General features: G+C 39.9%; 10 protein-coding genes. 3 read left to right on the forward strand and 7 right to left on the reverse strand.

All coding sequences use genetic code 11. The features are described 5' to 3' along the window. Nucleotides 1–31 precede the first annotated feature (31 nt). Complete coding sequence (locus B9T19_RS08615; protein WP_094568224.1) at nt 32–1240, forward strand: argininosuccinate synthase; 1209 nt, start codon at nt 32–34, stop codon at nt 1238–1240. A 325-nt stretch (nt 1241–1565) separates the two neighbouring features. Here the strand turns inward: B9T19_RS08615 and B9T19_RS08620 are convergent, their stop codons facing one another. The 7 genes from B9T19_RS08620 to B9T19_RS08650 form a co-directional block, all read right to left on the reverse strand. Then, nucleotides 1566–2558 carry a siderophore ABC transporter substrate-binding protein gene (locus tag B9T19_RS08620; RefSeq protein WP_094568225.1) on the reverse strand — a complete coding sequence of 331 codons (993 nt, stop codon included), beginning with the start codon at nt 2556–2558 and terminating at the stop codon, nt 1566–1568. A 410-nt stretch (nt 2559–2968) separates the two neighbouring features. Then, a complete protein-coding gene (locus B9T19_RS08625) occupies nt 2969–3727 on the reverse strand; it encodes an ABC transporter ATP-binding protein (protein ID WP_094568226.1) in 759 nt (252 codons plus the stop codon). Continuing rightward, complete coding sequence (locus B9T19_RS08630; protein WP_304441103.1) at nt 3728–4687, reverse strand: iron chelate uptake ABC transporter family permease subunit; 960 nt, start codon at nt 4685–4687, stop codon at nt 3728–3730. Next, on the reverse strand, nt 4684–5634 hold the full coding sequence (locus B9T19_RS08635; protein ID WP_094568227.1) for an ABC transporter permease: 951 nt from the start codon (nt 5632–5634) through the stop codon (nt 4684–4686). Before B9T19_RS08635 ends, B9T19_RS08630 begins: the two co-directional genes overlap by 4 nt. Nucleotides 5635–5982: 348 nt before the next feature. Beyond that, nucleotides 5983–7470 carry an aldehyde dehydrogenase family protein gene (locus B9T19_RS08640; protein ID WP_198959073.1) on the reverse strand — a complete coding sequence of 496 codons (1488 nt, stop codon included), beginning with the start codon at nt 7468–7470 and terminating at the stop codon, nt 5983–5985. Between the two features lie 418 nt (nt 7471–7888). Further along, nucleotides 7889–9499, reverse strand: a complete 1611-nt coding sequence (locus B9T19_RS08645) for an N-acetylmuramoyl-L-alanine amidase (protein ID WP_233146833.1) — start codon at nt 9497–9499, stop codon at nt 7889–7891. After that, nucleotides 9496–11295, reverse strand: coding sequence for a tetratricopeptide repeat protein (locus tag B9T19_RS08650; RefSeq protein WP_094568228.1), 1800 nt, complete (start codon nt 11293–11295; stop codon nt 9496–9498). Before B9T19_RS08650 ends, B9T19_RS08645 begins: the two co-directional genes overlap by 4 nt. A gap of 395 nt (nt 11296–11690) precedes the next feature. Here B9T19_RS08650 and elbB point away from each other — a divergent pair, with 395 nt between their 5' ends. Both elbB and B9T19_RS08660 read left to right on the forward strand, forming a co-directional pair. Next, on the forward strand, nt 11691–12374 hold the full coding sequence (elbB, locus tag B9T19_RS08655; RefSeq protein ID WP_094568229.1) for an isoprenoid biosynthesis glyoxalase ElbB: 684 nt from the start codon (nt 11691–11693) through the stop codon (nt 12372–12374). Between the two features lie 356 nt (nt 12375–12730). Continuing rightward, on the forward strand, nt 12731–14008 hold the full coding sequence (locus B9T19_RS08660) for a homoserine dehydrogenase (protein ID WP_094568230.1): 1278 nt from the start codon (nt 12731–12733) through the stop codon (nt 14006–14008). Nucleotides 14009–14210 lie beyond the last annotated feature (202 nt).

A 14210-nucleotide genomic window follows, 5' to 3' on the forward strand; every position in this document is an offset into this window, starting at 1 on the left:
CAAAAACCCCAAAAGTCGACAGGAGACTATAATGGAAAAAATCAATAAAGTGGTTCTCGCATATTCAGGCGGATTGGACACTTCTGTAATCCTCAAATGGTTACAAGATGAATATAATTGCGAAGTCGTAACATTTACGGCAGATATTGGTCAAGGCGAAGAAGTTGAGCCGGCACGCGATAAAGCGAAGGCGCTTGGCGTTAAAGAGATCTATATCGATGACCTCCGCGAAGAATTTGCTCGCGACTTTATTTTTCCAATGTTCCGCGCAAATGCGATCTATGAAGGGGAGTATCTTTTAGGAACCTCTATCGCGCGTCCATTAATTGCAAAACGCCTCGTTGAAATTGCTAATGAAACAAACGCAGATGCAATTTCTCACGGAGCAACCGGTAAAGGTAATGACCAAGTTCGCTTTGAATTAGGTGCATACGCGCTTAAACCAGGCGTGAAAGTAATCGCTCCATGGCGTGAGTGGGATCTTATGTCTCGCGAAAAGCTTCTCGACTACGCTGAGAAAAACAATATTGAGATCGATCGTGGTGGTAAAAAATCCCCTTACTCAATGGATGCTAACTTACTCCATATCTCTTACGAAGGTTTGATGTTAGAAGATCCATGGACAGAGCCAGAAGCAGATATGTGGCGCTGGACAGTCTCTCCTGAAGAAGCACCTGATAAGCCTACCTATGTAGAGTTAACCTATCGCCATGGTGATATTGTTGCTATTGATGGTGTTGAAACTTCTCCTGCAACCGTTATGGAGAAGCTTAACAAACTCGCTGGTGAAAATGGAATCGGTCGTGTTGATATCGTAGAAAACCGCTATGTCGGTATGAAAGCTCGCGGTTGTTATGAGACACCTGCTGGGACCGTTATGTTGAAGGCACATCGTGCGATTGAGTCAATTACACTTGACCGTGAAGTTGCTCATCTTAAAGATGAGTTGATGCCACGTTATGCAAGCCTAATCTATAATGGTTACTGGTGGAGTCCTGAGCGTGAACTTTTACAAACAATGATCGATGAATCACAAAAGTTTGTAAATGGTGTCGTGCGCGTCAAACTCTATAAAGGGAATGTTATCATCGTTGGCCGTAAATCTGATGACTCTCTCTTTGATGAGAATATTGCAACATTTGAAGATGATGGTGGTGCATACGATCAGAAAGATGCAGGTGGCTTTATCAAGCTCAATGCTCTTCGCCTTCGTATTGCAGCAAGCAAAAACCGTCGTTAACTAAATATTTAGATACTAGATACTAGATACTAGATACTAGATACTAGATACTAGATACTAAAATCGATATTAAAAAGTCCTATGGAGCCTAACAGAATAAGTTGTTAGTAGTTCCATAGGATTTTTTATTAAGGGCTTCCGGGCTTTCCCCATTCCCCCTTACCTTAATTCAGTAGATAAAAATAAAAACTGATGATAAAAGCTGAAGATAAAAAAAGCCACTACCGAAGTAGTGGCAAATCTGAATAAAGGAAATTGATATTAAAATTCAATTCAAATTCAATTCAAAACTAAATTCAAAATTAAATTTAAACTCGTGAATTACTTACTGATCAATTGCTTCGGCAATATCATCAATCATCTGGTTGGTTGATTTAAAACCGCCGCCTGAGAGATACCAAACATTAGGATCGAGATAGACAATCTTTCCATTTTTATAGGCATTTGTATTTTTTACTAAATCATTCTCTACAACTTCTTTAGCACCACTATTGCCATTACCTGCAATAACAGCACTGCGATCAACAATAAAGAGGTAATCAGGATTGAGATCCATCACATATTCAAAAGATGCTGTTTGGCCATGACGCGACTGCTTGATAGTACTATCTGCCGGCTTAATACCTAAAACATCGTGAATAATACCAAAACGTGATCCTGGCCCATAAGCACTAATCTTGCCATCATTCACAAGAAGAATGAGACCTGTCTCATCCATCTGATCAGTCTTTTCACGAACCTTTGTAATCTTTTCATTAAGAAGCGCTATCTCTTTCTCAACATCCGCTTCGCGACCATAGATTTCCCCTAAAACACGAATATTTCGCTCAGTAGACCCCATAATATCATTATCATCGACTGAGAGATTGATCGTTGGAGCAATCTCTGAGAATTGCTCATAAAGAGGCGCTTGACGGACTGCAATAATAATTAGATCTGGCTTCGCTGCATGAATCGCTTCAAAGTTTGGCTCTTTGAGTGTCCCAAAGTTTTGATATTTATCAGCACTATAATCATTAAGATAGGTTGGGAGATTTGCTTTAGGAAGTCCAATAATATCGATATCTAAAGACTCTAAGGTATCTAATGCCCCAAAATCGAAAGCAACTACTTTTTCTGGCGCAAAAGGAACAACTGTTTCTCCTGAATCATGTTTAACAGTAATACGCTTAGTTTCAGCTACAGCACTGCTGCTCTGCTCTTTTGCAGGACTTTCAGCTGTTTTTGCCGGCGTAGCGGCCTTCTCTTCACCACATGCTGCCAAGACTAAAGCTAATGCCGATACAAGAACCACTTTCTTAAACGATTTGGACTTCATTTTTACTCCTTAAGCTTTTATGCTTTTCATTATTTCGATAAATTAAACTAAAAATTGAACTAGAAATTAAACTAGAAATTGAACTAAAGATAGGCCGATAACTTAAAGCTCGATCAACTAAATGATCACAATTGAGATAAGCCCAATATTACCCCTTCTCAAGAAGATGCGAATCTTATGGAATTGGACCATCACAACACAGAGCTACTACCATCTAGTAAAGATTCCTCAATAAGAGCCATTCAATTATATAATTGAGAATCATTCACATCATCATACTTTAAAAAAAGAGAAAATGCTCCCTCTATCTTTATGCATACCCTATCAATCTATCTTCTAAACTTTATACTTTAAATCTCATCTCTAAGCATTAGGCTTAGATTGCCCCCAACTTAAGCGATTTAAGCGACTTAAGAGAAGTAGACACAGATCCGTTGATCATTGATTGTCTGAATTGGGATCTCCATATCATAAATATCACGGAGAATATTGGTATCGATAATCTTCTCTGTTGCACCTTCATGCACTAATGCCCCCCCTTTAAGGGAGATAATATAGTCTGAATAACAAGAGGCAAAATTGATATCATGAATCACGATCACAATAGTCTTATTCTTCTCAGCAACTAACTTACGCAGAACCTGCATAATCTCTACAGAATGCTTCATATCTAGATTATTGAGCGGTTCATCTAGAAAGATAATATCGGTATTTTGTGCAATTACCATCGCAATAAAAGCACATTGACGCTGCCCACCACTTAACTCAGAGACATATTTATTCTCAAGATCTGTCAATCCCATATAGGCAATTGCTTCATCAATCAATGCGTCATCTTCCGCCGTCAAACGTCCTTTACTATGAGGAAAACGTCCAAAAGCAACCAACTCACGAACCGTAATTCGAAGATTGAGATGATTGGCCTGCTTAAGAATCGAAATCTTTTTCGCCAACTCATCACTCTTCCAATCACGAATCAGACGATCATCGATCTTAATAGAACCAGCATCAGGATCAATCAAACGACTCATCATCCCTAAGAGTGTACTCTTACCTGCCCCATTAGGCCCAATTAAGGATGTGACCTTATTTTTAGGGATCGTAATGGAAACATTATCAACAACTTTTCGTTGCCCAAATAATTTTGAAACTCCTTCGACTACAACCATTTATTTGCTCCCCCTTAAAAGTAGATAGATAAAATAGAGTCCACCAATAAAGTTAATAATAACACTCAAGGTCGTTGAGAATGAGAAGACTCGCTCCACCAACATCTGCCCAAATGCTAAGGCAATAATACTCACTAATATCGTCCCCATCAGTAAAACTGAGTGACGATAAGTTTTAAAGATCTCATAGCCCAGATTTGCCACCAATAAGCCTAAAAAAGTGATCGGCCCTATTAAGGCTGTTGATACTGCTGTCAAAACAGAGACCACAATCAGCGTCAACATCACAACCTTGCGGTAAGAGATCCCTAAATTAACCGATTGATCGCGCCCTAACGAGAGGACATCAAGATATTTAATCATCGGCAAATAGAGAATCATCGTGACCCCAATAATTCCTAATGCCCACCAGATTAACTTCACCTGCACATTATTGAAGCTAGCAAACATTTTATCTTGAACTAAGAAGAACTCATTAGGATCGATCAAGACCTGCATAAAGGTGGATAAACTCTGAAAGAGTGCGCCTAAAACAATTCCAATCAAGAGCAGAAAGAAGACTGAGCGCCCATCTTTTCCAAGTAACATCTTAAACAACAACATTGAAAAAGTGACTAGGACCAAGACCGAAAGGAGAAAAAGCCACTCATTGCTAATCATTGCAAAATTTTTGCCGCCCAAGAAGTAGACCAATATTGTCTGCACCAGAAGGTAGAGAGAATCAAGCCCCATAATACTTGGCGTTAAGATTCGATTATGCGTGACTGTTTGAAAGATCACCGTAGAGAATGCTATAGCACTTCCGGCAATGACCATTGCTAAAAGCTTATATCCTCGCCTTGGCAAAACATAGTCCCAATTAGCCCCTAATTGATAAAAGAGAAAGAGCGCCGAGCTTGCAGCAGCAAGAATCAAGAGAAGCACTAACTTCATTCTTGTATCGATTACTCTGATATTCATGCTTGCCCCACCTTTTTAAAGAGCAACCAGATAAAGAGTAAACTTCCTAAGATACCAATTGTGACGCTAATAGGAATCTCATAAGGATAGATAATAATGCGCCCTAAAATATCACATGCAAGAACAATAATTGCCCCTAAAAGCGCAGTATAAGGGAGGGTTGTGCGGATATTATCCCCTTTATAGAGTGAGATAATATTGGGAACAATCAAACCTAAAAAAGGAATCATCCCAACTGTCAAAATAACAGATGCGGTCGTCATCGCTACAATCGCAAGACCGATATTGACCACCTGCTGATACTTTAGACCTAAATTTTTAGAAAAATCCTCGCCTAAACCGGCAATTGAGAATTGATGGGCATAGAGATAAGCGATAATCATCAATGGAATGGAGATGTAGATCAATTCATAACGGCCTGACATCACCATAGAGAAATCACCGATCAACCACGAGGCTAAATTTTGAATCAGATCATGCTTATATGCAATAAAGGTTGAAATTGAACCGATAATGCCACCAAACATCAACCCCACTAACGGAACAAAGACAACATCTTTATAACGAATTCGATTAAGAATCTTCATAAAGAGAAATGTTCCTAAAAGGGCAAAGAGAAAGGCTAACCCCATCTTTACAAGAGGAGAGGCTCCGGCAAAGAGCAAAATCGCTACCAAAATCCCTAAACGTGCAGACTCCATTGTGCCGGCAGTTGTCGGAGAGACAAAAGCATTCTGGCTCAATTTTTGCATAATAAGACCGCTGATTGAGAGGCTTGCCCCGGCAATTAAAATGGTAATAAGCCTCGGAATACGACTAATCAATATTGTCTGCTTCTGAGCATCTGTTAAATTAAATAGGTCATTCACCGATATATTTATCACCCCTACAAAGAGGGAGATCGCTGATAATACAATGAGAATGAGAACCCAATACTGTATTCTCATATATAAAACAATTTGTCCTTTTACAAATGAATTCTTTCAAACGAACTCTTACAAATGAAATATGCACTCGAATGATAATGATTGCTATTTTACAGTATATTTATACTTTTCATAGCACCATTAAAGAATTTAAATAGCTTTGTGCAAAAATTAGCTACTTTCTGCTTAAAAAGTCTTCTTATTCCACTGCCCTTGCCACCATACCGCTACCCTTATTCCACAAAAAAGAGCTCTACCTTAAAAGATAAAGCCCTTTCAGTCAGTAATATAAGCACTCAGTAATCCATGATAGTCATCGTCGGCTAATGAGTGCCTTATACCCTACTTCCATTCAGATCAAGCATAAAGCTAGTAGAAGCCGGTAAGTTTTTCGTTAAAGCTAATGTAAATATTCTTCTTCTGGGTATAAGCATCGAGAATCATCTTATGGGTCTCTCGACCAATTCCCGATTTTTTATAACCACCAAAAGGAGAGTGTGCCGGCAATTCATTGTAAGTATTGACCCACATCCGTCCCGTACGGACAGCTTTTGCAACACGGAACGCCCTATTGATATCACGCGTCCAGACGGCGCCACCTAAACCATATTCCGAGTCATTAGCAAGCTCGATCACCTCTTCTTCACTATCAAAAGGCAAAATAGCAACAACAGGACCAAAAACTTCCTCTTTCTCAATGCGCATATTGGGCTTTACATCCACAATCGCCGTCGGACAAAGAAATGCACCTCGATCTGAGGCACGCTGACCACCGGTTAAAACACGCGCACCCTCCTCTTTCGCAATATCAACATAGCCCAAAATCTGCTTAAGTTGCTTCTCATTAATTTGCGCACCCATCTGTGTATTGGGGTCGAGGGGATCTCCCACACGAACACTCTCAAACTTCTCTTTCAACTTCTCTAAAAATTGATCATAGATCGATCGCTGAATAAAGAGACGAGAACCCGCACAACAGACCTGACCTTGATTAAAGAGAATTCCCATCAGCGCGCCATCGATTGCTTTATCAATCTGCGCATCTTCAAAGATGATATTTGCTGACTTTCCACCTAGCTCTAAAGTTGCTGGAATTAGCTTGTCGGCAGCTGCTTTCGCGACGTTATATCCAACACTTGTGGAACCGGTAAAGGCAAACTTACTAAAACCTTCATGCTCTAAGATATAGTTCCCTGTAGTTGAACCACCGCCTGTCAGAACGCTAACAACCCCTTTGGGTAATACCTCATTGAGGATACGACCAAGCTCAAGGAGTGTAATAGAAGTATCGCTCGATGGCTTAATGACAATACAGTTACCTGCAGCAAGTGCCGGGGCAATCTTCCAAGCCCCCATCAAAAGTGGAAAGTTCCAAGGAATAATCTGTCCAACAACGCCAATAGGCTCACTGAGTACAATACTTAAACTATCTTTATTAATTAGGTTCGCTTCATCACTCTCTGCACGAATAACGCCGGCGAAATAACGGAAATGATCGATCGCTAGCGGAACATCAACATTCATCGTCTCACGAATTGGCTTACCATTATCGAGCGTTTCCAATGTTGCAAAACGCTCTAACTCTGCCTCTAAGCGATCAGCAATCTTTAAGAGATATTTCGCTCGTTCTTGTGGCGAAGTTTGACTCCACGTATCAAATGCAGCCCATGCCGCTTTTACAGCACGATCAACATCTTCTTTTTCTGCGACAGCGATCTCTGTCAACTTCTCACCTGTTGCGGGATTGTGGCTCTCTAAGGTTTTACCTTGCGCTCCATCGAGCCATTCCCCATCAATTAAGAGTTGATAAGAGCTCTGCGGACGCAAATCACCATTGATATCAGATAACATTTTCATACACTAATCTCCTTAACGAATATTAAGAACGAGCCCTACAAAAAGTAGTCTCACTCATCAACATACCGTTTTTTAACGAGATAATCTATTAAAAAGTATAATAATTTGCGATAAAAATATTATATCTCTTTGCTACCTAATTACGCATAACCATAAAATGCAATCATAAAAAAGATGCTATCTAGGAGTTCCTAGAAGCATCTCTTCTCTCAATAGCAATTAAAAACCATTCTTAGATCACGTTAGATCTTCAAATTGAAACTAGAGCTACATCAACATCAGTTTCAGTTTCAGTTTCAGTTTCAGTTTCAGTTTCAGTTTCAAATAAAATTAGAATCTCTAAAAAGATCTCAAACAATATCAAAAACAACGATTACTGAATCAATGGTTATGAAATCAATGATTATGGAATCAATAATTATGGAATAATTAAGATCGTTCCAGCGGGCACTCGAAGCTGATTATCAGGAAGCCCATTACGTTGCTTTAATGCCGACTCACTGACCTGATGCGTCCGAGCAATTTCCGCAATAGTATCGCCTCGTTGCACTCTATACTCTTTCGGTGGTCGCTCTTTTGAAATCAACTCAATAGGTGGCCCAGAAGGTTCAGGAAATTGAACCCCAATCGTCACCGGCGGTGGCTCAATCATCGTAACTTCAATGGGCGGCGCTACTGGCTGAATTGCAGGCTCCACCGATTTTGACTCAAGACGAATAGGAGGGATCGTAATCGACTGCTTAGGAGGAGCGACAACTTTTGCTTGATTTTGAGTCAATACTTGCGCACGGCTATTATCTGAGCGCTGAACCACAGTACTATAGATAAGCTCCGTTGCCGGACGCTCCTTATAGTAGGCCTTTATTCCTGCCAAAATATCATTCGCTAAACGATCTTGATGTTTTTTATTGCGAAGGTTCTGCTCCTCTTTCGGATTAGAGATAAATCCTGTCTCAATCAATACAGATGGGATATCGGGCGCTTTTAATACAGCAAATCCTGCTCGTTCAACCTGTTTTTTATGAAGATTAGCGTGACGACTCAAATTTTTTAAAAGATGATTTCCCAACGCATTAGAGGATTCAATCGTTGCCTCTTGTGATAGATCGAGCAACATAGAGGCGATAGCATCATCCTTATCAGAGATCTTGACGCCACCAATAAGGTCAGATTGGTTCTCAGCTCTTGCAAGTAATCTTGCCGCTTCACTCGATGCGCCACTAGTGGAGAGAATATAGACAGAAGCGCCATCTGCTTTTGCAGAGCCCGCATCGGCATGTAAGGAGATAAACATATCTGCCTTATTCCGTCTTGCAATCAATACACGCTCTCTCAAAGGAATAAAGGTATCATCATTTCGTGTTAAGATCGCCCTCATATTGGGTTCACGATTGATCTTCTGTTGCAATACTTTTGCAATTTGTAATACAACATCCTTCTCCCTTGTTCCCGCTTTACCAACCGCACCAGGATCTTTTCCGCCATGGCCGGGATCAAGAATAATTAAGATATTTTTCTTAGGAACACGTTTTGCAACTTGTATCTCCTGAGGCTGAGTCACAACTGTCTGCCCTGATGAAGCGAGATCCTCTTTCACACTCCCTACAGATGCACCCACCGCAATAACCAACTCATAACCTAAGCGCCCTCTTAAGACCGCCGCACTCGCCGGTACTGTCCCTTGCTTGAGATCAACAACAATACGAAGGTCGGTTCCCTGCTGGGTTCCTAAACGCACCCCTGCGACATAAGCTGAGCTAATCGGAAGAGAGCTAGCCTTATGCTGTAACTCGGCATTAGGAATATCGATCACTAACCGATCAGGATTTTGTAGACGGAAACTATTAAATTTAATCTGTTGACTTAATGGAAAGATAATTAACATCTCTCCACCGCGATTTTCCATCTTTCCCGTACCGACAACTGTTGCGCCAAACAGCAGATTACTCAACGTTGCCACCATAAAAAATAAAAAGGCAAACAGGATCCGTTTACCTTTTTTTGCTTTCAGCATATTTGCTACTCTCATTCGTTAATCCACTCAACGTTTTCGATGAGCACCTCTTTTGCATCTGAATTTCCAAAGAATAGATTAAAACGGTGATAGAGATCTTCCGCTTTTTGACGCTCGCCAATAGCATCTAAAATCACGATATAGTGAGCGATAATTTCAGGATCTTTATTCTGATGATACGCTTGTACAATATATTTATAAGCACGATCTAGATCCCCTAACATATAGTAGGCCCAGGCTAGACTATCTTGAATAAAGTCACGCCCCGGCGCCATTAAATTTGCCTTAGAGATAAAAGGTAATGCAACCTTTGCATTTTTAGGGTCGATTTCGATCAGAGAGAATCCTAAAGCATTATAGGCGATAGGATCTTGCGGATTATTACGGATCTCTTCTTGTAGAATCTCCGCCATCTCATTATAGTCTTGATGATATAGAGCACTCATCGAGCGAAGAAAAGCAAGATAGGAACTCTCAACCGCAGGAAGTAGGGCCGCCTCCTCTACTAATACCTGATCAAGTAGATCATACTCCTCTAACTCTTGGAGCATTAATAGACGCTTCAAAAGAAGTGATGGTGCATCGAAGATCTCTAATTGTGCAATTTGATCAAAATAGTGATTGAATTGTGCATAATCTCCCTCTGCTAATGCAATTTTAGCCTTAATGGTATAGAGAGCTTCGGCATATTCTGGCGTCGGATTCTCAATTTCAGGGAGCACTTTTAAAAGGTTTTCACTATTCCCTAAAATTTCAGAGAAATAGAAGAGATTTAAAATTGCTCGAGTTAAAATTTCAGGCTGATCCAGTCTCAACTGCAACATCTCTTTGATATTGTCATAATTACCCATGACATAAGCCATGCCGATAAACTTCTCAAAAACAGCAGGGTCCTCATTTGTTAAAATCATTAGAGGAATAAGGCGCTGGTAAGCCTCTTCATACTCAAAATTAGCAATTAATGTATTCGCTAACTCTAGCCCTATCTCTGGATCTTGATACTTGTTATAAGCTTCTTCTAATAACTCAATCGATTTTTCAGGTTCACCCTCATTCCAATAGATATAGGTGTAGAGTGCATAAATTTTAGGATTAGAAGGATCAAGCTGTAATGCTCTCTCTAGATAACCTTCTGCTTCATCAAAGCGTAAATTATCGATTAAAAAACCCGCTAAAAGCACTAAAGGAAAAGTATCATGCTCTTCTAAAGCCGCCATCTTTTTAAAGAGCGTTAGCTGCTCTTCTAATGGAATTTCAAATTCATGAAGCTTCTTTAAAATCGCAAAGTAAGGAGAAGGTTCAACAACTCCCTCATTGGTAAGATAGATCATCACTACCAGGTTATTATAAGTTCTTGCCGCATACTCAAGATCCCCGGTTAAAAGGTAAGCTTGTGCTAATAAATTATAATTTGCCAAGTTATATGGATTTTGAATCACCAATTTCTGAATAAGTGGAAGTGCATCAGCAATACTGCCGGCTTCTAGATCGAGGCGAATTCTTCGCTCTAAAACTTTTGGGTCACTATTTCGTTCTAATAGCGCATCATAATGCTCTTTTGCACTCTCCCAATCTTCACGCTTAGAAGCAATTTCTGCGGCTAAAAAATCATAAACCTCAGATATTGCTTGATCTCTATAGAATGTTGCAGCATCAATCTCTTCAATAAGATCGACCGGTTCATCCCTACCCTCTTCTACCACTCCTGAGTTATCAACAATCGACCCCTCTTCATCAGCTCCTGTTTGAGCATATGTAGGAATGTGCGTTATACACACAAAGAGTAACAGCAGGTTGAACAGTTTCTTCATTCCGAGAGGCTCCTTATAATTTATATCTCTGTATATACTCAAATAGAGAGCGGTACTAAGCAACGATATCAAAGATCAGCACTCATTACTGATAATGTCACTGATAATATTCAACAATCATACTCAGCGACCATGTTGCCGATTTGCCAACTTGTAACTGAGTAATCTCAATTGATCACTCTACCGATCTACCGCTCAGCGGTCGACGATCTCTCTACCTGTCTCTATTTTTTATAATGCTTCTTATAATATCTCTTCTATCCCTTATCTATCCTCTCTCATCGAGATCAATATTTATCTGGTATGATGAAAGAAGATTGATTCTTCGCCTATTTTAACGTAAAAATCGGGGAAGTGTTAATTATTACCATCAAACTAAAAGGAGTTACAAAAGTATGAATCAGAAACATTTTGCTTTAATTCTTTCAGGATGTGGTCACCTAGATGGTGCAGAAATTACAGAGGCGACCGCACTTAATATCGCACTCTCTAAAGCAGGAATAGCGGTCTCATTCTATGCGCCAGATCGCTTGCAAACCGATACCATCAATCACCTCAATGGAGAGATTGAAGGAGATGAGCGCAATATTATGCAAGAGGCTGCCCGTATCGCAAGAGGGAAAATCTCCCCCATCTCCAAACTAGACCTCAATAAAATCGATGGTGTAGCACTCGCTGGTGGTTTCGGCGTGATTAAAAACTTCACTAATTTTCTTGATAAGGGAGAAGACGCTACCCTTTCTGCCGATATCGGGGAGAAACTTAAAGGTGCTATCGAGATGAAAAAACCAATTATTGCGATCTGTGCTGCCCCAATGGCTATTGCAATTGCACTCAAAGAGCTCAATATCAAAGATGCATCTATCACCTTTGGACAAGCTCAAAATGCCGGCGCTTTTCTTCCCGCTCTTGAAAAGTGGAATATAAAACATATTGAAACCGCAACAACTGAGGCACATTATGATGCGCAATATCAAATTATTACGGGAGGTGCATATATGGATGGTGATGCAACGCCTTATGAAATCTTTCAAGGGGCATTAAAGGCTATAGAGATTTATCAAAAATCAACAAAATAGATCATCAATCTACATTAAGTGAACCTCCATATCATCGTTTAACAAATGATATGGAGTGTTCTTAATAAAATGGCTCAAATAGGGGCTTAACAAAATTTTCACAAAAGGAACAAGAGAGATCTTTGCTTATTTTATAGTCAAGAATCTCAACTGTTTTCCACTTTTAAAAAAATCAGGTACACTCTCAATTATACGACTAATTTTAAGTCACAATTAGGGGTTTTATCCTCCCTAATTTTCAATCCTTAATGATGTAGTCAAAAATAGATAAGCGCCTAAAAGCAGACTCACTCAGAAACTATTTTTGAACTCTCATTGTTCATCACTCATTAATCATTGGAGAAATTTGATCTATCATGGAGCCTCTTAAAGTAGGATTAATTGGTCTTGGCACTGTTGCCTCAGGCGTTGCCGCTGTTTTAACAAAAAATAGAGAAGAGATTGCTCGTCGAATTACCCGCACCCCTATTATAGAAAAAGTATTTGTGCGCTCACTCGAGAGAGATAACCCTTACGATCTCAACCTGACAACCTCTATTACCGATATTACCGATCATCCTGAAATTGATATTGTAATTGAGCTCATTGGTGGCATTGAACCTGCATTAACCTATATTAAAAGCGCACTAAGTCATGGAAAATCTGTGATTACAGCCAATAAGGAGCTTATCGCTCTCCACGGCAATGAACTGCTTCAACTTGCAAAAGAAAATGGGGTATTTCTCCGTTTTGAGGCATCTGTTGCCGGGAGCATTCCCATCTTAAAACTTTTAAGAGAGGGGTTATCTGCAAATGAGATCGATACCGTGATGGGAATCATTAATGGTACCTCTAACTATATTTTAACGGAGATGAGTCATAAAGGGGTCGACTTCGACCAATGCCTCAAAGAAGCACAAGCACATGGTTATGCCGAGGCAGATCCTACATTTGATATTAAGGGAATCGATGCGGCTCACAAGTTAACTATTCTTGCAGCGACAGCCTTTGGAATGCCCCTCAATTTTGAAGATCTCTATATCGAAGGGATTGATACCATTACCGCCGAAGATATTGCTATTACACAAGAAGAGGGTTATACCATTAAACATCTCGGCATTGCCCGAAAGAGCAAGCAGGGAGTTGAGCTTCGTGTTCATCCTACCCTGCTCTCTAAAGATCACCAGCTCGCTCGGGTCGATGGTGTCCTTAATGGCGTTTATGTTGCAGGCAATGCAGTTGGCGAACAATTCTACTCCGGTCGCGGTGCAGGTAGTGAAGCAACAGCATCTGCGGTCATTGCCGATCTTATTGAAATAATTCAAAACAAGAGCCGCAACCATAGTGCGCCGGCATTAGGCTTTTTAGAAGAGAATCTTCAGGCGCTGCCAACACTTCCAGCAAAAGCCTTCTCTTCCCATTACTATCTCTCTTTTAAATATAGTGACAATCTAGTGAGCAACACTATTACTGAAGCGCTTAAAAAAGTGCTTTTAGACGCGGAAATTAGAGCAGAAAAAATTAAAGTTTATGATCAATATCAACAAGTTATCCTGTTTTTAAAAAAAACAGTGCAAGAAAATGTAGAAAATATCATTAATAATGCTATGTTAATTAAAGGTATTGAGGATTCTAAATTTATCCGTGTCGAATAAGTTTCTAAAATCCCCCAATAATTGAGGGAGTTTCTTTAAATTTATCGGCAAGAAAAAAGAATAAATGACCACCCATTTCTGAATCATTTTCTGAATAACAAATATAAATCTCAATCACTCTATCATTATAAATATTCCTACTACACTTGACGGTAGCGGGAGTAAAAAGGTGCCGAATAATCATCGACACTATTGTATCGTG

The sequence above is a fragment of the Ignatzschineria sp. F8392 genome (assembly GCF_002252045.1).
GTDB lineage: Bacteria > Pseudomonadota > Gammaproteobacteria > Cardiobacteriales > Wohlfahrtiimonadaceae > Ignatzschineria.